Genomic DNA, 23,045 nt, shown 5'->3' with positions numbered 1-23,045 from the left:
GGTAAGTTCCGACCTGCACGAATGGTGCAACGATCTGGACACTGTCTCAGCCATGAGCTCGGTGAAATTGTAGTATCGGTGAAGATGCCGATTACCCGCAGCGGGACGAAAAGACCCCGTGAACCTTTACTATAGCTTAGTATTGTGTTTGGATAAGTAATGTGTAGGATAGGTGGGAGACAAAGAAGCGGCCTCGCTAGGGGTTGTGGAGTCATCGTTGAAATACCACCCTTTGCTTATCTAGATTCTAACTCAGCAATGAGGACAGTGCTTGGTGGGTAGTTTGACTGGGGTGGTCGCCTCCAAAAGAGTAACGGAGGCTTCTAAAGGTTCCCTCAGCACGCTTGGTAACCGTGCGAAGAGTGCAATGGCATAAGGGAGCTTGACTGAGAGACATACAGGTCGATCAGGTACGAAAGTAGAGCATAGTGATCCGGTGGTTCCGCATGGAAGGGCCATCGCTCAAAGGATAAAAGGTACTCCGGGGATAACAGGCTGATCTCCCCCAAGAGCTCACATCGACGGGGGGGTTTGGCACCTCGATGTCGGCTCGTCACATCCTGGGGCTGGAGAAGGTCCCAAGGGTTGGGCTGTTCGCCCATTAAAGTGGCACGCGAGCTGGGTTCAGAACGTCGTGAGACAGTTCGGTCTCTATCTGCTGTGGGCGTTAGAAATTTGCGTAGATCTGACTCTAGTACGAGAGGACCGAGTTGGACTGACCTCTAGTGTACCAGTTGTTCCGCCAGGAGCACTGCTGGGTAGCTACGTCGGGAAGGGATAAGCGCTGAAAGCATATAAGCGCGAAACCCACTACAAGATGAGATTTCTTTAAAGGGTCGTTGGAGATTACAACGTTGATAGGCTATAGGTGTAAAGGCAGTAATGTCATAGCCGAGTAGTACTAATAACCCATAGGCTTATGTATGGTCTTCCCCTCCATGTGAGGGGAGGATAGACTCTTTATAATGATTCGATTAGGATATTTTTTTACTAATATGTTAACTTTTACAGTTGGAATATACTGAACGATTTAAGGTGATTATAGCGATGGGGCTCACCTCTTACCATTCCGAACAGAGAAGTTAAGCCCATTAGCGCCGATGGTACTGCCACAGGTGGGAGAGTAGGTCGTTGCCTTGCTTTTAAAGCTCTTAGTTAAAAAACTAAGAGCTTTTTTTATGGAATTTATTTCCGAAAGGAATACACTAGATATAAGGGCTTTTTAAGTTTTAAATTAGCTAACCCTCCTTTGAATTATATTAAAGGCTGGTAGCCCTTTTTATAGGGCTGATAAACATATCTAAAGAAGATTAAGAGAATTAGCGACAAGCTATAGCAAGGTGCTGCAAAAACGATAAAATTGTTATGATTTATTAAAAAATGACTTTAATAGACATAAAAGAGGGGCAAAGAAAGAATGGGCTGTAAGAAGTACTTATTGGTATCTATTGGAAGCATTATTCAGTTTGTGAGCAATGCGTTTTCTTAGCCGCTCTGGCTTTAATATTTCAATGCTGTCCCCAAAACCTAAAATTAAACGTTCTAGCTCAAAGTTGTGTTGTACTTTAATACTAAACACCGTGTTGTTTTTACTTCTGTTTACTATGGTTTGAGATTTATGAAAAGGTTTGGTTATAACATAAGGAGCTATTTTAGCCTCTATTGAAAATAAGATGTTTTGAGGGCGTGTATTGGAAACGGTAGCTCCAATAACATCCTTATAATAAATATCTCCATCTATTTCTAAATCTACATAGTTGAGTTGCTCTTCAATATAAACATTAGAAATTCTGTCGAGAGCAAGAGTAATTTCTTTATTTTTATAATTAGCTAATAAAAACCAACGATTGTTAAATTCTTTTAGTAATTGAGGATGTAAGGTTTTGTTGCTAGGCTTTCGCGCTTTAAATGATTGGTAGGTTACTGTAATGACCTTTTTATGTTGAATAGCTTCATAAATAGGATCGATATATCGTAGGCCTTTTAGCTGCTCATTTTTATCTAAATGAATGATAGCCTTGTTGTTTTTTTGAGAAGTGTACACAGAATCTTCCAGCCTTTTTAAAACACCTCCCATTTCTTTGAATAAAGAAAACTCTTTAAACTGGCGTAGTATTTGGATCGCTTCATTCATAATTTTTACATCTTTGCTAGTAACAGGAATATTCATGATGCTGTACTCATTTTGAGCATAGCGATAATATTTACGTTCATATACCTCAATAGGGGCATTATAACCTAATTTATCGCTTCTCATAAGTTGAATATCTAATTGTATGGTGCGTTTGCTAACATAGGTTTCTTTTCCTTCGTATTCATATAAAGCATCGGAGCAAGCTTCAATTAAATCATTAAGCGTCCAACGCTTCATTGTATTTCTTAAACATTGATCGATGGTTTTATACCTAATTAGCGCATTTTTATTTGATGCCATTTATAAAGAATTTAATTCGTTTATTAAATTAGATTTAGCTTGCTTTTCATATAAGTTTCTAAAACTATCTGTAGCATAAATAAAAGGTTTTTGAATAAAATGAGTAAGTACTTTTTTCCGTCCTTTTTTATAGATTGTTTCAGGAATAAGCTTGTATTCCTTTCTAATTAATTGAGTATAATTCTGATAAGTTTTATAGGGTTTTCCTAAGATACCTAAGTCAAAATCAATCAGCCACTTTGTATCATTATCTTCAGCGAAATGGATTTTAGTAGCTAATATTTGTTGTTGGATAAGTATTAAATCGGTAGGGGTTAAATTTGTTTTAGCTAATTTATTAATAGCAAGCAGTGCACTTTTTTCTTCATTATTTTTTTTCCATACATTATAAATAATGTCATGGTAAAATATAGAAAGTTCTAGAATAGTAGGATTTAAGATCTGTTCATTATAGGTGTCCAAATAATTTAAAAGTTCTATTAAATGAGTTTTATTATGGTATGCACGATGTTTCTCTGTATAATGGTCATTGATTTCGAGCCATAAAGAACGTATCAAATTTTGCTCTTGAGAATATAAGGAAATGGTGTTGTGAAATCTGTTTTCCAAGTTTACCATAGGATTCAATTTTTTTGATAAAAATACTAAATAATGATAACTACGAAAAATAATTGCGTATTAGTATAGAATATTTGCATCATAATTATAAAAGGTATGATAGAAAATAAAAAGAAAAGTCGTAGGGAAAGAGTGAATAAAAATGGGATTCGAATCAGGAAAATGGTTTTCAGAGCCGATAGAGTTTATTAATTCAAGAAAACGATGCCGGCGGAAGAAATAATACTTTATTTAAAGCAATTTAAGCTAAAGCTAACCTTATATAAAAATCCAGTACATTTTAATATTGATATAGCAGCAGAAAATGATTTAGAAAAAGCAAATGTTGATGCTGTAATTCAATCTATGGAAATTAATGAAGTACCAACAATTATAAATGACGCAATTATGCCAGATGCTTGTCGAACAAGAGGTATAGAAACGGTTCGAGTAGGAAGAATTGTAGTAACTAGAAATGCGATTCATTCAGAGATGTATTCAGTAGATATCGGTTGTTATGTGATGTTAATAGATTTAGCAAAGATAGCCCTCAAATAGGTATTAGATGTAGTTTATAATACTGCTCATTTTGGATCAGGAGGAAGAGATAGAAGTACTCAGTTTCCTTTTCCTATGAATTTATTAGAAGAGATCGCAAAAAATTCCTTTTTGAACAATCAGCAATGTATCTCAGTAGCTAAAAGCCATTTGGGAACGACCTAAGGAGATGGAAATCATTTTTTGTTTGTAGGGGGGCAAAAAAGACTAAGAGCACCATGTTGGTAACTCATCATGGAAACTGTGGATCTGGGGTGAATCCGTATAAAAGAGGAATGTGTATTGCGGAGCAATTTAGAAAGAAGCTATCCCCAGACACGTTGAAGCAAAATGCATGGATTCTTTTTGAAACATCTGAGGGGAGAATTATTGGGAAGCCTTACAGATTGTAAGAAAAAAGATTAAAATAAATCATGAGGTAATTCGTGATAGAATCTTAAATGAATTACAAATCAAGAAGCAAAAGGATTAGATGCCCGTTTTTTTTCAAAATAAATTGACATTACGGAGTTACCATCAGCCTATAAAAATACAGAAATGCTATGGAAATAAATGGGAGTATTCAGTTTAGGAGAAATGGTTGATGAAGTATTACCTTATGATCGTATGGTGGTGGGGAGTTGGAAGAGAAATAATAATTAGAAGAAAGAAACGAAAGTAATATGGTTAATAATTTGAAACTATTTCAAAAAAATGAGGTGATTTCAATTGGATATATAAGTTGTTATCTGTTGTAAATCAGGGTTTAAGAGCGGGGTAGGTAAAGAATATTAAATGAACTAAATTAAATATAAAGTGCAATGCGATAGCACTTTCAATTCTATGGCTTTTGTAATAGATATAGCCATAAAACCCGCCAGCTATAGAAGCTAGTAATATATATGAAACCCCTCCTGTAAAGTGAGCGAGTCCGAATAGTAAAGAAGCAATTGTTATGCTAAGAATATTAGCATATTTTCCAGAAAGAGCCTCATTGATTTGTTGCTGTATAAGACCTCTAAATAAAGCCTCTTCTGCGAAACAAGTGAAGAATAAGTTAGTAATTATCCAAACGCCTATAAAAGAGGGTATTTTGGGCTCAAATTTAGTATAACCAATGAGAGAAGAAGAGATAAATAGGAAAACAATCATAAGAGCTAATAAACGAGCTAGAAGCTTTCCGGTTTTATTAAAATTAAAAGTTTTTTGCTGAAAATTACAACCAATAATGAAAATTCCGATTAAGGTTTTATCTAAATTAAAATAAAGGCTATAAGGAACAGCATTAGGAGTTAATATTACTCCTTTGATATAATTATAGTTGGTAAACTCTAATAAAGGGAAATGGAAAAATAATGGAATGGCTAATAGGATAACAGTTAGAAAAAGAATCAGATTTTTGAGCTTATAATAATAGTAAACTACGCTACCAAAAATAATTGTATAAGCTAGAGAATTTACAGAGGTTCTTTTAAAAAGAAAAGCAGAAAGAAGGGAAACACTAAGTAATAAAGTCCATATTGGAATTCGTTTAAAGAGTTTCTTTTGAAACGGAATAGCAATAATGGATAATAGCAAAAAACCGTAGATGGCGAAAATTTCTAAGCTCATAATTGTTTATCAAAAAGAAAGCAAAGATAGGGAGTGGACAGAGATGATTATCGTATTTGATATCTAAAAACAGTTAATTTTAACTTAAAATAATGGATAACTATTATAAAGAGTTAGCGGCATTGTATTTTTATTGAAATAAAATCTTAAAATAATGAAGAATAGAGGAAAAGAAGGTAACGATGATTATTTATTTGGTGAATTATTCATGCAAGCAAAGATGAAAGAAGCTGTTTACGATATGTCTTTTTTGTTAGAAAGAGGATATGGAGCACCTTCATCATGTAAACTGGTAGGAAATAGGTATAAGCTTCGTAAGCGTCAGCAACAAGCAATGAGAGGAATGTCAGCAGGTAATACATCGGTAACCAATAGGTTGCATAAGGAAGTGTCAGTAATTGATTTGAGTAATCAAACACTTATTATTGATGGTTTTAATCAAATTATATTGTTGGAAAGCATGCTGTCAGAAGCCTATCTATTTAAAGGGAAAGATGGAGTTTATAGAGATTTATCTACATTGTACGGAACATATAAAAGCGTAAAACAAACCCAAACAGCAATAAAGCTCATTGCAAACTTTAGTAAGTTGTATAGGATTGGAAAGATAATATGGGTATTGGACAAACCTATATCTAATAGTGGGAGAATGAAAACATTGTTAACGGCATACGCTGAGGAAAAGGATTTGAATTGGGAGGTGCTTTTAGAGAATAATCCTGATAAAATTATAGCAGAAAGTAAGTATATTGGCGTAACGAGTGATGCATGGATTTTAGAGCGTGTTTCCAAATGGTTTAATCTTATAGCGCATTTAATACCTAAAGAATATCCTTCTTTAGTAATGTCCTAAAAAATATGGAAGAAAAAGTATTTGTAAAATTAATAACGGTACAAAAAAGAATAGCAGGAATAAGGAGAGCTCATTTCTTATTAAACTTTAAAGAAGAACATTTTGAAGATATTGCTTTTAATATTGTGTCATATTGGGATGATGATAGGTTTATAAATAGATTTAGAGCGCCTGTGTTTTCAGAAGAATTATTAATTAACAGAAAGGAAATATACAATAGTTTTTTGTTTTTAATCCAAGAAGAAGATTTGAGTCAAATTCAAAAAAGAATTTTATCAATTGGTATCCAAGACTTTCTTGTTATTTTAGGACAACGAATAACACCAGCTACAGCAAGGACAATAAATGGAATCCCTCTTTTGAAAAAGGAAGCTTTTGCAGCAAGTTTTGAACTGGTGAATCCTCAAATATCAAAAGTAGTCAGGGCTTTTGAAAAGCATAATCAAAGAACTAAAAATTCATTTTGGGGGATTTTAAAAGGAAATCCGAAGGAGAAAGAAAGAGAAGTGAAAAAGAGGGTAGTAGAAATACTGAAGTATAAGACTTGGTGGAATGTATATTACCATTATAAACATGAATTGGTTTACGAAATACGAGTCTCTTCTGGGCATGGTATGCGATGGAAAAAATCAAATAAGGAGTTTATTGGACTTGTAGAGCCTTTTGTAGATGAGGGTTCTTAAAAAATTATATTTTGAATTTCGAATTATAAAAAGAAAGCCATCGTAAACCGTGAGCATATTTAAATTAACGTGAGTTCGACGTAAGAAATCTATTTTTACTATAGTAAAAAAGCAGAAAATTTAGTATATTAAAGTACTGAATTCCAATAAACTAAAATTATTCTGCTTATGATTTCTGACACTAAAATAATTGAAATATTTTGTAATCTTGACGATTTTATGAAAGAATTTGAAACAGTTTTAATAAAAAACAGTATTTCAGAGAGTTCTAAAGTTAAAAAGCGTAAGAGGAAATCCAAAATGAGTAAAAGTGAAGTAATGACCATTATGGTTATTTTTCATCTAAAATCCTATCGAAATTTAAAACACTTTTATTTGTATTACGTGTGCAAATACATGGATGATTTCTTTCCTGATCTTGTCTCCTATAATCGATTTGTAGAACTACAAAAGAAAGTTATTCCACCTTTAGCAGTGTATTTAAAACTACACGGATTAGGTAAGTGTTCTGGTATCTCTTTTATTGATTCCACAGCACTAAAAGTGAGTCATTATAAAAGAGAAAAACAACACAAGGTATTTAAAGGAATCGCAGAAAAAAGTTACGGGACATTGGGTTGGTTCTACGGTTTTAAACTTCATTTAGTCTGTAATGATAAAGGACAAATAGTTGATTTTATGATTACTAAAGCAAATGTAGATGACAGATATCCTTTAAAGAACAAGTGCTTTCACGATAAGATATTTGGAAAAATATATGGTGATAAAGGTTATTTAGGCAAAGATCTATTTGATAAATTATTTGTGGATGGTATCCATTTGGTTACCAAATTAAGAAAGAACATGAACAAGAAAGCTCTTGATTTTATGGATAAAGTTTACTTAAGAAAAAGAGCAATTATAGAATCTGTAAATGACGTATTAAAAAATACCTGTCAGATGGAACATTCTAGACATCGCTCGTTTGATAACTTCTTAGGAAACCTAATTGCTGGATTGACTGCTTACTCTTTTCTTGAATCAAAACCGAGCATTAAAATACAAAGGTTCTTACCTAATCTTGGAATAAGTTAAGTCGAACTCACGTTAAATTATATAAAATGAAGGCTAAGCCGCAATTTTTTAAATAAATATACCAGACAAGAATAGTATTCAAAGATGGTGAAAGCGTCCAAAATTAATTTTCTGGACGCTTTTTTTAGAAAAATAAGGAAGTTATAGTGAACATCAATTAAAAGAATTGGTAAAGAATAGCTGTAAAGATGATCTGAACTTTAGAAAGAATAAGCATGATGCAAGTGTTTGTAGAAAAAGAAGGTAGGTAAGAAAAAGAAGTTTGCTGGAAAGAGATTAAAACAGCAGCTAAGGCGATTTAAATGAGTTGGTACTAATATCAAAAAGCGACTATTAAAAGAGCTGTTTACGATTTTAGTTTTCTTGAAAATACTTTTTTTATATCTACGCAAATAGATTGCGTAGATATATTTGATATTTGCAGTGTTATTAAAAGATAAGGAGTTAATAGAAAGGATTAAAAAGGAGAGTATTGATAAGAATGAGGTACATAATACCAATCAAAATAACCAAGATAGATAGTCTTTTCTTTCCTATTTCATTATTTTAAACCATAGTAAGTATGCATATAAAACGTAAGATATTAAGTAAGTCTAGTTGAGTGTTTCTGTATAGCACCATTGTATAAATCCGTGCAAGTTTGTATTCGGTTTTTATATACAACTTAGCTTAAAGGTTTTGATTATTAGCCAAAAATAATCGCCAAAATCATGTGGGTTCGAATCCCACTGCCTGAAAGAGCAAAGTCTAATGGTAAGATACTAGATTTTGACGCTAGGGATTTCAAACAGTAGTACTGTTTATTAATAAGCTCATCATCTTGTAAAACTGATGTTTATAGAAGAAAATGATATGTTTTTAATGAGTTCTTTAAAAGAGCACTTAAATGAAAACCTTGAAGTTTTTACAACTAATTATGGCGAATAATGGTTTCTTATAAATCAGTTGGTGTTAGGTACAACCTCAATCCATTTATAATTATAAATTATTAACTGTATTTACGCGAATTTCTTCCGTGATCTGCTAAGCATTAAAACATATCGTTTTTTAAAAATAGTAACGAAGCTCTTTATAGAGTTAATTAGATAAAAATAGTATAGAAATATATTCGGTATAAAAGTTAAAAGAAAGAATGAAAAGAATTAGAATTAATACAGGTAAAATAGGGCTAGTATTTAAAAGTGGTGATTATAAGAAATTGTTAACAACAGGAACTCATTGGCAGTTTTTCAGAGAGGAAGTTATGGTATGTGATTTATCGAAAGAGTTCACGCCTCCTATAGCAATAGAAGTGTTGCTAAAAGACGAGAATTTTACAGAGAAGATAGAAATTGTTGAAGTGGCAGATAGTGAATTGGTTATTGTTTATGAAAATGGAAATTTTTATAAAGTTTTAGAGGCTGGAAGGTATTTTTATTGGAAAGGGTTGATACATAGAAGCTTTCAAAGAGTAAATATAAGTGAAGTGACTATTGAAGAAAGTTTGCACAAAAAAATATTCAATTATCATGCTTTGTACAAGTATATACGATGTTTTGAGGTAGCGGCTTATGAAAAAGCATTGCTACTAATAAATGATGAGTGTGTACAGGAAATAGCGGGAGGAATTTATAGATTTTGGAAAAATGAGAATACCATTAAAGTAATGAAAGCTGATATGAGACAATTGCAATTAGAGGTAGCAGGGCAAGAATTGCTAACTAAAGATAAAGCAAGTGTCAGAATCAATTTTTATACTCAATATAAAATTACTGATCTTAAAAAAGCATTGTTAGAAAATAAAGATTATGAAAAACAATTATATATTTTAATGCAATTGGTTTTAAGAAGTTATATAGGAAGTTATACTTTAGATGAGGTATTGGTTGAAAAAGAGCGTATTGCCGAAAAAGTCTTTGAAGAAGCTTTTCAAAAAGCTACTGAATTAGGCGTTGAGATCATCAACTGTGGAATACGAGATGTTATTTTACCAGGAGATATGAAAGAAATTATGAATCAGGTGTTGGTAGCACAAAAAAGGGCGCAAGCTAATATCATAACAAGAAGAGAAGAAACAGCTTCAACTAGAAGTCTGCTAAATACAGCTAAATTAATGGAAAGTAATGAAATGCTGTTTGCATTAAAAGAAATGGAATACGTAGAGAAGATTGCGGATAAAATAGGAGAGATTACCGTTTCAGGAAAAGGAAATGTAATACAGGAGCTTAGAAAGATTTTTGCAGTAGATAAATAAACCATCGGTTTAGCCTAATGGTTTATTTAGTGGTTCGTTAGATTTTAGGAAGATAGTGCTTGCTGAAAGGCTGCTAAAGAATTACCTAAAGTAAAGGGGTGCCCTTCTTTAGACAATCCGTATTCAATAGCGCTTAAAGTAGCTATTATGTCGGCAGTGTTTATTGCTCCCATATGACCAACTCTGAAATAAGTTGATTTTATTTCAGGGTGAAGTCCTCCAGCAATAATCACCCCTAATTCACTTACTTTTTTTCTAAACTCATTTCCATCAATCCCTGTTGGATAGTAAATAGCAGTTAAAGTGTTAGCAGCGATTTCATTAGAAAAAGGCAGTATTTTCAGATCAATAGCTTCAATAGCCTTACGAAAAGCAGTAGCGTATTTTTTATGGATTGCAGTTCTTGTATCAATATGTTGTTTTTTGATGGTGGTTAAGCTAACTTCTAAAGCTCTTATTAAATTAACAGAGGGAGTTCCAAAATAAGAAGGAGTTCTATGTTGGTAAGCTTGCATTATAGGAAGCCAATATTTCCAATTTGAATAATAGCTTTGAACAGGAGTATTCCTATTTTTCCAAGTTGTCATCGCCTTTGGAGAAGCAACAAGTAATGCCAAACCAGGAGGAACGCCAATAGCTTTTTGAGACCCTGTAAGTACAACATCTATTCCCCATTCTTCTTGCTCTATTTTCTCTCCAGCTACAGAACAAACACCATCTAGCACAGTTAACGCATTGTATTTTTTAGCCAGATCAGCGATAGGTTTAGGATTTATAAGGACTCCTGTAGAGGTGTCAACATGCGTCATGGTTAGTAGCTTGTATTTCTTTTGTTTCAAAGCCTTTTCTATATCCTCTAATGGAACTGTTTTACCTATAGAGGCACTAAGCATGGTTACATTGGCTCCGTAGGTAGTTAAAATGTCTTTAAAGCGATTGCCAAAATAGCCCGTAGAAAGTACCAGAGCATTGTCTCCATACTCTATAAGGTTTGAAATAGCCATATCCATGGCAAGCGTACCACTCCCAGTAATAATAAAAGGTTGTCCGTTTGGGGCTTTCCATAGTTCTTGCATTATGTCTAAGCAATTTCCAAAAGTTTCTATAAAATTAGGAGCAACATGGCTTGTTGTCACTTCTCCCATAGCTCTCAATACAGAAGGTTCAAATTCAATAGGACCCGGTATCATTAATAGTTTTCTATTCTTCATTAATCTTTTGTTTTATATGATATACCATTTACTAATTTCAAATGGTTTTATTAATAATAGTTATTGAAATAATCAACATAAAAAACATTTATAGGCTGATATAAACACTATTTTTTGTTCGAATATAGTTTAAATTAAGCATTTAATAAATCCCCTTCTCCTTTAGTAGGTAAATGGCTAGTTCCCATTAGGTATTGATCAACAGCTCTGGCGGCTTCTCTTCCTTCAGAAATAGCCCAAACGATTAAAGACTGCCCGCGACGCATATCGCCTGCCGTAAAAATATTAGGATTATTAGTTTGATAATTAGTGGCTTTGTAATTTGTTTTTTGATCTATTTTTAAATTTAGTAGAGTACTGAGTGTTTTTTCAGGACCTGTAAAACCTAAGGCTAAGAGTGCTAAGTCACATTTCCATATTCTTTCTGAATTCGGTTTTTCTATAAGTATAGGCCTTTTTCCGGGAGTAGTCTTCCACATAACATCTACTGTTTTCAAGGCGGTTAATTCTCCTTTTTTATTTGTAATGAATTCTTTTGTGTTAATAAGCCAATTTCTATCGCAACCTTCTTCATGAGAAGAGGTTGTTTTTAATAGCATAGGCCAAAAAGGCCAAGGAGTAGCATCGCTCCTTTCTATAGGTGGTTTAGGCATGATTTCGAAATTAGTAACTGATTTAGCTCCTTGTCTATTGGAAGTACCAATACAGTCAGCCCCCGTATCTCCTCCTCCAATAACAATAACATGTTTGTTTTTTGCGGAAAGAGGTGCTTTTATAGTTTGGTGATTAAAGATACTTTTAGTTTGTTGCGTTAAAAAGTCCATCGCCTGCACGACTCCTTTGCTATTGACTCCTTTGATAGAGAGCGTCCTACGAAGTGTAGCTCCCCCGCATAAAACGACTGCATCAAAATCATTTAATTTTTCAATAGGATAATTAACACCTACATTTGTATTCGTTTTAAAAATAATACCTTCAGCTTTGAGAATAGCAACTCTACGATCAATAACTTTTTTATCCAATTTAAAATTAGGAATTCCATATCTTAACAAACCGCCAATAGCATCATCTCTTTCTAAAACCGTTATGGTATGTCCTGCATTATTCAGTTGTTGAGCAGTAGTTAAACCGGCTGGACCAGACCCCACAATAGCAACCTGTTTTCCTGTTCTTCTTTTAGGAGGATTCGGGAGAATCCAGCCCTCTAAAAAACCTCTTTCTACAATTGATTTTTCTATATTTTCGATAGAAACAGGGTTGTCTATAATGCCTAATACACAAGATTTTTCACAAGGAGCGGGGCAGAGCCTTCCCGTAAATTCAGGAAAATTATTAGTACTATGCAGTATTTGCAAAGCAGCTTTCCAGTTTCCTTGATAAACCATATCATTAAAATCAGGAATTAAGTTTCCTAATGGGCACCCACTATGGCAAAAAGGAACTCCACATTCCATACAGCGAGCACCTTGTTTTTGTAAAAAAGCGGGAGCAATTGGTATGGTAAATTCATTATAGTTTTTTAGCCGTTCTTCAATAGTTAAATTAGTTTCGTTTTGTCTTTTATAGTATTTAAAACCTCCTGTTTGTCCCATGATTTACGCTGTTAATTGTTGAATATTATTTTCACTTGCTAGTTTCTCTAGTGCTCTTTTATAATCTTTAGGGAAAACTTTAGTAAAATAAACTTTTTCTTTTTCCCAATTGTTGAGTAAGCTCTTCGCAAGAGAGCTTTCAGTATATTGAAGATGGTTTTTTAAGTGTTTCTGCAACTCAGAGAAATCATTGTTTTCCAAGGATTCCAAATCAACCATTTCTAGATTACATAGGTTGTTTGTGAAATTTCTATTTTTATCATACACATAGGCAATTCCGCCGCTCATTCCAGCGGCAAAGTTTTTGCCTGTCTTACCAAGAATTACAACAGTACCGCCAGTCATATATTCACAACCATGGTCACCAATGCCTTCAACAACAGCAGTAGCTCCTGAGTTACGGACGGCAAATCGTTCTCCAGCGATTCCGTTTATATAAGCTTCTCCACTAGTAGCTCCATAAAAAGATACATTTCCGGTAATAATATTTTCAGCAGCATTAAAGCTAGCTTCTTTGGGTTTTTTGATAATAATTTTGGCTCCAGATAAACCTTTACCTAAATAATCATTAGTTGCTCCAGTAACAACCATGGTGACTCCTTTAGTAGCAAAAGCACCAAAACTTTGTCCAGCAGCACCTTTAAAGTATAATTTTAAAGTGTCGTTAGGCAGGCCATTTTGTCCGTGAATCTTTGATATTTCATTACTAATAAGGGTTCCAACGGCTCTGTCAGTATTTTTAATAGGATAATCTAGTGAAGCTTTAATTTTATGTTGAATACTACCTCTAGCATCATTAAAAATTTGAGTGTCTAATACCTGTTCTAAATTATGATTCTGTTGTTCTGTATTGTGTAAAATCGGATTCTTTTTTTGAGGTGCATATAAAATAGAAGATAAATCCAATCCTTTAGCTTTGTAATGATCAATAGCTGATTTAGTATTTATTTTATGAACTTGTCCTACCATTTCTTTTAAAGATCTAAAGCCTAATTGTGCCATAATTTCGCGCAATTCCTCCGCAACGAAATACATGAAATTAATAACATGCTCGGGTGTTCCTTTAAAGTTTTTACGTAATTCAGGATCTTGTGTAGCAATGCCAACAGGGCACGTGTTTAAGTGACATGCCCTCATCATAATACAACCTGAAGCTACTAAGGGAGCTGTAGCAAAACCAAATTCTTCAGCTCCTAATAATGCCGCAATAGCAACGTCTCTTCCTGTTTTTAATTGCCCATCGCATTCTAAAACAACTCTACTTCTTAAATCATTTAAAACAAGAGTTTGTTGAGCTTCTGCTAACCCTAGTTCCCAAGGCAAACCAGTGTGTTTTAAAGAAGTAAGAGGAGCAGCCCCTGTACCACCATCGAATCCAGAAATTAAAATAACATCGGCTTTCGCTTTAGCAACACCAGCGGCAATAGTACCAACTCCAACCTTAGATACCAATTTTACATTGATACGAGCTTCTCGATTCGCATTTTTTAAATCAAAGATTAACTGAGCTAAATCTTCAATAGAGTAGATATCATGATGAGGAGGAGGAGAGATCAGTCCAACATAAGGAGTTGAGTTTCTAACTTCCGCAATCCATGGAAGTACTTTTTCAGCTGGTAATTGTCCTCCTTCTCCAGGTTTAGCTCCTTGCGCCATTTTTATTTGAATTTCTTTAGCATTAGTCAAGTAATTGCTAGTTACGCCAAACCTACCTGAAGCAACTTGTTTAATAGCACTATTTTTCCAGTCTCCGTTAGAGCGTTTTTTAAATCTTTTTACATCTTCACCGCCTTCTCCAGAATTACTTTTCCCTCCAATTTTATTCATAGCGATAGCCAAGTTCTCATGAGCTTCTTGACTTATTGATCCATATGACATTGCCCCTGTTTTAAATCTTTTTACAACTTCAGTCCAAGGTTCAACCTCGTCAATAGGGATAGGATCTAAGTTGTTAAATTCAAACAGACCTCTTAAGGTCATTAAGTTTTTGTTTTGTTCATTGATAGCATTGGCATATGTTTTGTAACTCTCAATACTTTTAGTTCTAACAGCTTGTTGAAGTTTAGAAATGGTGGTTGGATTAAATAAATGTTTTTCCCCGTTTCTTCTCCATCTATAATCTCCTCCAATAGGCAAAGGCAAGGTGTTATTAGTAGTTGATTGCGTAAAAGCTGCTGTATGTCTTTTTGCAATATCTTTTTCCAGTACGTATAGCCCAATACCTTCTATTCTTGTAGGAGTAAAGGGAAAATACTTATTAGCAAAAGACTTTTTGAGTCCTAATATTTCAAATATTTGAGAAGCTCTATATGAATGTAGTGTTGAGATGCCTATTTTATTCATGATCTTTAATAATCCCTTTCCTATAGCTTTATTAAAGTTTTTAACAGCCATTTCGGCATCTATTCCTATAATAGCTCCTTCTTTTACTTGAGTGTTGATAATTTCATTTACAAGATAAGGATTAATGGCGCTAGCTCCATAACCAAATAAGGTAGCAAAATGGTGAGGTTCTCTTGCTTCGGCAGTTTCTATAATAATGCCACATTTAGAACGTTTACCTCTTTTATTTAATGAATGATGTATATAAGAGCAAGCTAATAGTGCAGGAATAGGGGCCTGTTTTTTATCAGTACCTCTATCTGATAAAATGATAATATTGGTATTGTTATCTATAGCCTTTTCTGCTGTGAGTAAAATAGTATCTAAGGCTTTTTCAAGCTCATTTACCCCTTTTTCAATTTCATATACAATAGGAATAGTTATTGTTTTAAAATCTGGATGATTGATATTTTTAATCTTATCCAAATCGTCATTAGATATTACAGGATTTTGGATTCTGAGCTTTTTTGCTTGTTCAGGAATAATCTCAAAGATATTTCTATCTTCTCCAATAGCCAAGCTAATAGCTGTTACGATTTCTTCTCTAATTCCATCTAATGGAGGATTAGTAACTTGAGCAAATAGTTGCTTGAAATAATTATATAAGAGTTGCGGTTTATTAGAGAGCACCGCTAAAGGAGTATCTGTGCCCATAGCGCCAATTGCTTCTTTAGCCTCGGTAGCCATTGGCGTGATCATCGTAACGATATCTTCATTTGTATAACCAAATAAACGTAATCTAGTAGTATAATCAGTAGCTTCTATTGGAGATAGATTTGATGTATAAGGAATTTCAGCTAAAGGAAGAGTATGTGAAGAGATCCATTCCTTATAAGGATATTTAGAAATAATAGCATCTTTAATTTCTGTATCCTTGATAATTCTTCCTGCATTCATGTCAACTAAAAACATTTTTCCTGGCTCTAGTCTCCCGTGCGCTATTACATTGCTCGGTTGAATATCTACAACGCCTATTTCAGAAGCCATAATAACGAAACCATCTTTAGTAACAGTATATCTCGAAGGCCTTAGTCCGTTTCTATCTAACAAAGCACCAATATAATTACCATCAGTAAAAGGAACAGAAGCAGGTCCATCCCAAGGTTCCATAATACAAGAATGATATTCATAGAAAGCTCTTTTATCTTTAGACATAGTCAAATCTTTTTCCCAAGCTTCAGGAACCATCATCATCATAACTTCTGGAAGAGAGCGCCCAGTCATTAATAAAAACTCAACAACCATATCCATAGAAGCAGAATCAGATTTTCCTTCTAAAACGATAGGAAAAAGTCTTTTAATATCTTCTCCAAATAAATCACTCTCCATAAGTTCTTCTCTAGCTCTCATTCTGCTCACATTTCCTCGAAGGGTGTTAATTTCCCCATTATGACACATATACCTAAAAGGTTGCGCTAAATCCCAAGAAGGGAATGTATTGGTAGAAAAACGTTGATGAACTAGTGCTAAGCGAGTTACTACATCGGGTTCTTTTAGGTCAATATAATACCGCCCAATATCCTCTGGAATTAATAATCCTTTATAAATAATGGTATTCGTTGAAAGACTAGGGATGTAGAACAAATTGCGTTGAGATAATTTGGAAGCTTCCACTAAATGTTCTGTTATTTTACGAGCGGCAAATAACTTTGCATTAAATTGTAAGTCTGTCAGCTCAGTATGTTGCTTAGAAATGAAAATTTGATAAATTCTTGGTTCTGATTTAGCCGCTATTTTACCTAAGTTAGAAGTATCTACAGGTACGCGTCTCCAACCTAAGATAGTTAAGTTTTGTTTTTTAAGTTCAGATTCAAAAAGGGAAATACAATGTTGAAATTGATGTTCATTTTTGGGCAGGAAAACCATACCTACCGCGTATTCTTTTGGTTTTGGAAGTTTGAAACTACAAACTCTATTAAAGAAATCATGAGGAATGTCAATTAAAATACCTGCACCGTCTCCTGTTTTTCCATCTGAATTAACGGCCCCTCTATGCGCTAGTTTTTCTAAAATTTCCAAAGCGTTATGAATAATAATATTTGACTTTTTTCCGTGTAAATTACATATAAAACCAGCACCGCAGTTGGCAGTTTCATAATCATTTAAATAAAGGCCTTGATTCTTCATGGTTTTATTGTGTTATCTTTATTAAAATCTATATAAAATTATGTTTTTTATATCTAAAATAAAAATTTAATAAAAAAAATGCATTGAATTTATTTTTTTAATGCATTTTTTTGAGAATATTTAAAATTAGGTATTGGTATTTATCTATTTGAAAATTAGGTTTGTAATTAATGGTCGTTTAGTCTGGAATCAGGGAAAGCATTTAAGTCATGTTCATGGAAATCTAAACCATCTAATTCTTCTTTCTCAGAAACTCTAATTCCTAATGTTTTCTCAAGAGGCAAAAAATTATAAAACAAGTAATAGAGCAGGTCACATAGGAACTGATTTTTATTAATTGAATAGATATTTGTTGTAAGCTTGCTATTTTTCCAAATATGCCAACAGTAAGTATGTCCCAAAAGTTGCATATTAAATAAACAGGAGCAGTAGCTACAGGATCATCTAATTGTAATTTAAAGTGAGTTCGATGTAATAATTGATGAATATTAATCAGTTACCTTTTTAAGGTGCACTAGCTAATCAGTTTTCATGATAAAAATAGGTCTTATTCATAAAAAACTGATTAAGAATTCAATAGTCGATAAACAGAAAAAATGTAAAAAGATTTGTTAATCAATGTTTTAGGTGATTTGCTTATGTCGAACTCACGTTAAGTTAAATCTAATGTGTTTAGGGAAGTTAAGTAGGGGTTAAGCCAAATTCAGCGAAGCCCAAAATACCGTTGAAACTACTAGGATATATTAAGCTGAATCTGCATAAAAAATACAATAGTAAATCTGTGGTGGTAAATATGTTTTTAAATAAGATGTTTATAGTGTTTTTTGCCTTGTTAATCCAATTTCTAATAACGAGAAACTTAAATGTATGAAGGAGGCTAGTGCCATGCAAATCGTCATCAATACGTTATTTATAAGCAATATACTTTCCATATTTGTATTTGTTTTTTTAATAGCTTGGTAAAAACTCGCTTTTATGAAAAAAAAAGGAGTTTTTGACTGTTTGTTGTGTAGGTTTTTAGTTTTTTTAGAGAAAATAAAAAGAAAAAAAGAGTAGTTTTGACCATTATGAGTTATAGCTATTCTTATTTAGTCACTATTCAGTACTTAGGTTTTCGTTTTCATGGTTGGCAGAAGCAACCTAATTTAAAAACAGGGCATCTTTTTTTAGATAAAACATTAAAGTATATATATAAAGGAATACGATTTAAGAGTTTAGGTGTTGGAAGAACAGATGCGAGAGTGTCAGCAAGTTGTTTTGCTTTTCAGCTTTTTATTGATCAGAAAGTAGATTTCGATCAGTTTATGGCTGACTTTAATGCGAATGCTCCTGGAGATATGCGAGCATTGAAAATAGAAGATATAGATAAACAGTTTAATATTATACAGCATCCTAAATTAAAAGAATACCGTTATTACTTTTCTTATGGAGAGAAAAATCACCCATATGCAGCTCCTTTTTTAACACGCTTTAGAGAAGAATTGGATATAGAATTAATGAAAAGAGGCGCAATTTTATTTGAAGGTTTTCATAATTATAAAAGGTATTGTACGAAACCTTCTGAAGATACAAAGGTGGAACGAGAAATTGTATATTGTAGGATTGAAGAAAATAAAGAGTTAACAGCATCTTTTTTCCCGAAGGAGAGTTTTGTTTTAAGAATTAAAGGAGCTGGTTTTTTAAGGAATCAAGTTCGTTTGATAATGGGAGGATTACATGACTTAGGAAAAGGAACTTGTGATTTGAATTTTATTAAAGAGAGTTTAGATCCTGATTCTGATATCGAATTTATTAAAAACATAGCTCCAGCTTCTGGATTGCATTTACATGATATTCAGTTTAAAAACTAAAAAGGTATTACTTTTAAACCATAGAAAAGCCTACTTCGAGTATGAAATAGGCTTTTCTTTTTTATTTGGAGTGTATTTTAAGTTTCGTTAGAGATTTCTACCCTCTAATTAAACTTCTTGAAATTACAATTTTTTGAATTTCAGAGGTTCCTTCATAAATTTGAGTAATTTTAGCATCGCGCATTAAACGTTCTACGTGATACTCTTTTACAAAACCATTACCACCATGAATTTGAACAGCTTCAACGGTTTGTTCCATAGCTACTTTAGAGGCATATAATTTAGCCATTGCACCTGAAGTATCATAGTTATTACCTTGATCCTTATCCCAAGCAGCTTTCATAACTAAATGCCTAGCAGCTTCTATTTCGGTGTACATATCAGCTAATTTGAATGCAATGGCTTGATGATTGGAAATTTCTGTGCCAAAAGCTTTACGCTCTTTAGAGTATTTTAAAGCTAACTCATAAGCTCCAGAAGCGATACCTAATGCTTGAGATGCAATTCCTATACGTCCTCCAGAAAGAGTTTTCATAGCAAATTTGAATCCAAACCCATCTTCACCAATTCTATTTTCTTTAGGCACCTTTACATCGTTAAATTGTAGTGTATGTGTGTCTGATCCACGAATTCCTAGTTTATCTTCTTTAGGTCCAATATGGAATCCTTCCATCTCTTTTTCAACAATAAACGCGTTGATTCCTCTATGCCCTTTACTACGGTCAGTTTGGGCAATTACTAAATAAGTATCAGCACGTCCACCATTAGTAATCCAATTCTTAGTACCATTTAGCAAATAGTAATCGCCTTTGTCTTCAGCAGTAGTTGCTTGTGAGGTAGCATCAGAGCCAGCCTCAGGTTCGCTTAAACAAAAAGCTCCAATATGCTCACCGGTGGCTAATTTTGTTAAGTACTTTTGTTTTTGTGCTTCAGTACCATAAGCTTCTAAACCATAGCATACTAGTGAGTTGTTAACAGATACCATAACAGAGGCAGAAGCGTCAATTTTAGAAAGCTCTTCCATGATTAATACATAAGAAAAAGTATCCATTCCGCTTCCTCCATATTTAGGATCTACCATGATACCTAAAAAACCAAGCTCTCCCATTTTCTTAACTAATTCATCAGGAAACTCTTGCTTATTATCTCTTTCAATAACACCTGGTAATAACTCGTTTTGTGCAAAATCTCGTGCAGCATCACGAATCATCATATGTTCTTCTGTAAGGCTAAAATCCATTATTTTATTTTTGTTAAATTCGTAAAAATAGTGCTCAAAGATACTTTTTTAATGTTAATTTTACAATAAGGAAGAGAGAAGAGATAAGAATTAAAATAGTAAAATAGAGAGAATAAGGTGTGAAACGAGAGTTTACTTATACGATAGGAGTAATGTCGGGAACCTCTTTGGATGGTATTGACTTGGTTTATGCTCGATTTGATAAAAAGGATACTGCTTATTTTGAAATTATAGAAGCAGAAACGATTCCATATACAAAGAGATGGGAAAGTGATTTGAGGAACGCAATTTTTTATTCAAAAGAAAAATTAGACTATCTAAATCTGGCTTATGGAGGGCTCTTAGGAGCTGTTATTGCTGATTTTATTTGTAAAAAGAAAATTATTTATATTGATTTTATAGCATCTCATGGGCATACGATACTTCATCAGCCAGAAAAAAAGAAAACCCTGCAAATTGGAGATGGGCAGAAAATAGCGAATATCACCCAAAAAAAAGTGATTTGCGATTTTAGAACGCAGGATGTTCAGTTAGGTGGGCAAGGAGCTCCTTTAGTGCCAATAGGAGATGAACTGTTGTTTTTCAATTACGATTACTGTATGAATTTAGGAGGATTTGCTAATATTTCATATAAAAAAGAAGAAAAACGAGTAGCATTTGATATTTGTCCTGTAAATATTGTTTTGAATCATTATACCAGACGTTTAGGCTTGGCTTATGATGATAAAGGAATGATAGCTAGATCAGGGAAAATTAATAAAAAGTTGTTACAGCAGCTAAATTCATTAACTTATTATAAGAAAGAAGCCCCAAAATCATTAGGGTTGGAGTGGGTACAAACAAATGTTTTTCCGATGATAGATCGCTTAGAAGAAAATATACCAGCCATTTTAAGAACATTTGTAGAGCATATAGGGCAGCAGATAGGAAAGATTGCTCATAAAAATGATACTGTTTTAGTGACGGGAGGAGGCGTTTTTAATAGTTTTTTGATAGAAAGAATAGAATTTTATTCAAAAGAAAGAGTAGTAATTCCTCAAAAAAAACTTATTAACTATAAAGAGGCATTGATATTTGCTTTTTTAGGACTATTGCGTCTTGATAACCAAGTGAATTGTTTAAGATCAGTTACAGGAGCTATTAAAGATCATTCTTCTGGTGTTATTTTTTATCCAAATAGGATTTTAAGTTAAAAATTTGGGCAATCATTTTTTTAGAGTAAGTTTGTGATAATAAAGATTTCGGTCTTTTCTTATGATAAAAAATCTTAAAAATGGAACAACTTTAGCACCCCGACACGGGGTATTATTTGAGAAAAAATTGAGGCTATCGAAAAAAACATGAAAGTTGAATGCATAGTAAAGATATAAAATGAAAGAATTACTAAAGAGATACGAAGAGAAAGAGCCAGAAATTGTTTTTCACTGGAAAGATCAAGAAACAGACGCAGAAGGATGGACTGTTATAAATTCACTTCGTGGAGGAGCAGCAGGAGGAGGAACAAGAATGCGTAAAGGGTTGAATAAGAACGAAGTTCTGTCTTTGGCAAAAACAATGGAAGTGAAGTTTACCGTTTCTGGACCTGCCATTGGAGGGGCGAAATCAGGTATAAATTTCGATCCTAATGATCCGAGGAAAAGAGGCGTTTTAGAACGTTGGTATAAAGCAGTAACCCCTTTGTTAAAGCATTATTACGGTACAGGAGGAGATTTGAATGTGGATGCGGATAAAGATGTGATTCCTATCACAGAAGGTTGTGGAGTGTGGCATCCTCAAGAAGGGATTTTTAATGGGCATTTTAAACCAACGGAAGCAGATAAAATAAATAGAATAGGTCAGTTACGTCAAGGAGTAATTAAGGTAATTGAAGACGAAGCATATTCACCAGATTTATCTAATAAATATACGGTAGCAGATATGTTAACAGGGTATGGGGTAGCAGAAGCAGTGAAACATTACTATAACATTTATGGAGGTAATATTTCTGGAAAAAGAGCTATCGTACAAGGTTTTGGAAATGTAGGATCGGCTGCTGCATATTATTTAACTCAGTTAGGAGCCAAGGTAGTAGGTATTATTGATAGAGACGGAGGAGTTATTAATGAAGAAGGGTTTTCTATGGAGGAAATGAGAAAACTCTTTTTGTCAAAAGATGGAAATAAATTAGTTGCTGATAATATGATCTCCTTTGATGAAATCAATCAAAAAATATGGAGTCTGCCAGCAGAGATCTTCATACCAGCGGCAGCTTCAAGATTGGTTTCTCAAGATCAAGTACAACAAATGATTGATACAGGATTGGAGGTTATTTCTCCTGGAGCAAATGTACCTTTTGCAGATAAAGAGATTTTCTTTGGACCAATTATGGAATACACAGACAATCATTTAAGTTTATTACCTGATTTTATTTCGAATTGTGGTATTGCACGAGTTTTTGCTTATCTAATGGAAGCAAAAGTAAGCTTGCCAATGGAAGATAAAGCCATATTCGATGACACTTCCAACGTTATTAAAAAGGCGTTACAAAGAACATTTGCAAGAAGTGCTTCTAAAACAAAAATTTGTTCAACAGCATTTGAAATAGCATTAAAAGAATTGATATAAACAAGTAAGTAATATAA

The 23,045-nt window shown here is 33.4% G+C and carries 16 protein-coding genes and 2 rRNA genes (1 of these 18 only partly in view); 11 read left to right on the top strand and 7 right to left on the bottom strand.

All coding sequences use genetic code 11. From position 1 onward, the window contains the following. A 23S ribosomal RNA gene (locus tag MARIT_RS12295) occupies positions 1–925 on the top strand (it extends 1,954 nt beyond the left edge of the window). A gap of 106 nt (positions 926–1,031) precedes the next feature. Beyond that, a 5S ribosomal RNA gene (gene rrf / locus MARIT_RS12290) occupies positions 1,032–1,140 on the top strand. A 295-nt stretch (positions 1,141–1,435) separates the two neighbouring features. Here the strand turns inward: rrf and MARIT_RS12285 are convergent. Then, positions 1,436–2,434, bottom strand: coding sequence for a helix-turn-helix transcriptional regulator (locus tag MARIT_RS12285; protein ID WP_024740458.1), 999 nt, complete (start codon positions 2,432–2,434; stop codon positions 1,436–1,438). Continuing rightward, a complete protein-coding gene (locus tag MARIT_RS12280; RefSeq protein ID WP_024740457.1) occupies positions 2,435–3,052 on the bottom strand; it encodes an HD domain-containing protein in 618 nt (205 codons plus the stop codon). Positions 3,053–3,256: 204 nt separating this feature from the next. Here MARIT_RS12280 and MARIT_RS15780 point away from each other — a divergent pair, with 204 nt between their 5' ends. After that, positions 3,257–3,589 carry a hypothetical protein gene (locus MARIT_RS15780; RefSeq protein ID WP_197706279.1) on the top strand — a complete coding sequence of 111 codons (333 nt, stop codon included), beginning with the start codon at positions 3,257–3,259 and terminating at the stop codon, positions 3,587–3,589. Positions 3,590–3,807: 218 nt separating this feature from the next. Further along, the gene (locus MARIT_RS15935; protein ID WP_231975146.1) at positions 3,808–3,981 is read left to right on the top strand and encodes a hypothetical protein; all 174 of its coding nucleotides are present in this window, start codon (positions 3,808–3,810) and stop codon (positions 3,979–3,981) included. A gap of 346 nt (positions 3,982–4,327) precedes the next feature. Here the strand turns inward: MARIT_RS15935 and MARIT_RS12270 are convergent, their stop codons facing one another. Next, positions 4,328–5,179: a CPBP family intramembrane glutamic endopeptidase gene (locus tag MARIT_RS12270; RefSeq protein WP_100211664.1), complete on the bottom strand. Its 852-nt coding sequence runs from the start codon at positions 5,177–5,179 to the stop codon at positions 4,328–4,330. Between the two features lie 154 nt (positions 5,180–5,333). On the opposite strand from MARIT_RS12270, the gene MARIT_RS12265 reads away from it, so the two are divergent. From MARIT_RS12265 to MARIT_RS12250, 4 genes are all read left to right on the top strand, one after another. Beyond that, entirely contained in the window at positions 5,334–6,032 is a 699-nt protein-coding gene (locus MARIT_RS12265) for a DUF434 domain-containing protein (RefSeq protein WP_024740454.1), read from the top strand. Positions 6,033–6,037: 5 nt separating this feature from the next. Next, positions 6,038–6,715: a hypothetical protein gene (locus MARIT_RS12260; protein WP_100211663.1), complete on the top strand. Its 678-nt coding sequence runs from the start codon at positions 6,038–6,040 to the stop codon at positions 6,713–6,715. Positions 6,716–6,883: 168 nt separating this feature from the next. Beyond that, a complete protein-coding gene (locus MARIT_RS12255) occupies positions 6,884–7,789 on the top strand; it encodes an IS982 family transposase (protein ID WP_038026585.1) in 906 nt (301 codons plus the stop codon). Positions 7,790–8,921: 1,132 nt separating this feature from the next. Further along, positions 8,922–10,022 carry a slipin family protein gene (locus tag MARIT_RS12250; protein ID WP_100211662.1) on the top strand — a complete coding sequence of 367 codons (1,101 nt, stop codon included), beginning with the start codon at positions 8,922–8,924 and terminating at the stop codon, positions 10,020–10,022. 44 nt (positions 10,023–10,066) lie between these two features. On the opposite strand, the gene MARIT_RS12245 is transcribed toward MARIT_RS12250, so the two are convergent. From MARIT_RS12245 to gltB, 3 genes are all read right to left on the bottom strand, one after another. Beyond that, complete coding sequence (locus tag MARIT_RS12245) at positions 10,067–11,233, bottom strand: pyridoxal-phosphate-dependent aminotransferase family protein (RefSeq protein ID WP_100211661.1); 1,167 nt, start codon at positions 11,231–11,233, stop codon at positions 10,067–10,069. Between the two features lie 134 nt (positions 11,234–11,367). Further along, complete coding sequence (locus MARIT_RS12240; RefSeq protein ID WP_100211660.1) at positions 11,368–12,825, bottom strand: glutamate synthase subunit beta; 1,458 nt, start codon at positions 12,823–12,825, stop codon at positions 11,368–11,370. Between the two features lie 3 nt (positions 12,826–12,828). After that, the gene (gene gltB, locus MARIT_RS12235; protein WP_100211659.1) at positions 12,829–17,334 is read right to left on the bottom strand and encodes a glutamate synthase large subunit; all 4,506 of its coding nucleotides are present in this window, start codon (positions 17,332–17,334) and stop codon (positions 12,829–12,831) included. A 1,067-nt stretch (positions 17,335–18,401) separates the two neighbouring features. On the opposite strand from gltB, the gene MARIT_RS12225 reads away from it, so the two are divergent. Continuing rightward, a complete protein-coding gene (locus tag MARIT_RS12225) occupies positions 18,402–19,184 on the top strand; it encodes a tRNA pseudouridine synthase A (RefSeq protein ID WP_024740447.1) in 783 nt (260 codons plus the stop codon). Between the two features lie 97 nt (positions 19,185–19,281). Here MARIT_RS12225 and MARIT_RS12220 read toward each other — a convergent pair whose 3' ends face one another. Continuing rightward, positions 19,282–20,424 carry an acyl-CoA dehydrogenase gene (locus tag MARIT_RS12220; RefSeq protein ID WP_100211657.1) on the bottom strand — a complete coding sequence of 381 codons (1,143 nt, stop codon included), beginning with the start codon at positions 20,422–20,424 and terminating at the stop codon, positions 19,282–19,284. 119 nt (positions 20,425–20,543) lie between these two features. Between MARIT_RS12220 and MARIT_RS12215 the strand changes: the two genes are divergently transcribed. Together MARIT_RS12215 and MARIT_RS12210 are read left to right on the top strand one after the other, a co-directional pair. Continuing rightward, positions 20,544–21,617: an anhydro-N-acetylmuramic acid kinase gene (locus MARIT_RS12215; protein ID WP_024740445.1), complete on the top strand. Its 1,074-nt coding sequence runs from the start codon at positions 20,544–20,546 to the stop codon at positions 21,615–21,617. Between the two features lie 178 nt (positions 21,618–21,795). Continuing rightward, positions 21,796–23,028 carry a Glu/Leu/Phe/Val dehydrogenase dimerization domain-containing protein gene (locus tag MARIT_RS12210; RefSeq protein WP_024740444.1) on the top strand — a complete coding sequence of 411 codons (1,233 nt, stop codon included), beginning with the start codon at positions 21,796–21,798 and terminating at the stop codon, positions 23,026–23,028. Positions 23,029–23,045 lie beyond the last annotated feature (17 nt).

The sequence above is a fragment of the Tenacibaculum maritimum NCIMB 2154 genome (assembly GCF_900119795.1).
GTDB classification, from domain to species: Bacteria; Bacteroidota; Bacteroidia; order Flavobacteriales; family Flavobacteriaceae; genus Polaribacter; species Polaribacter maritimus.
The sequence above is the reverse complement of the archived record's forward strand: the minus strand, read 5'-3'. Positions and strand labels throughout refer to the sequence as shown.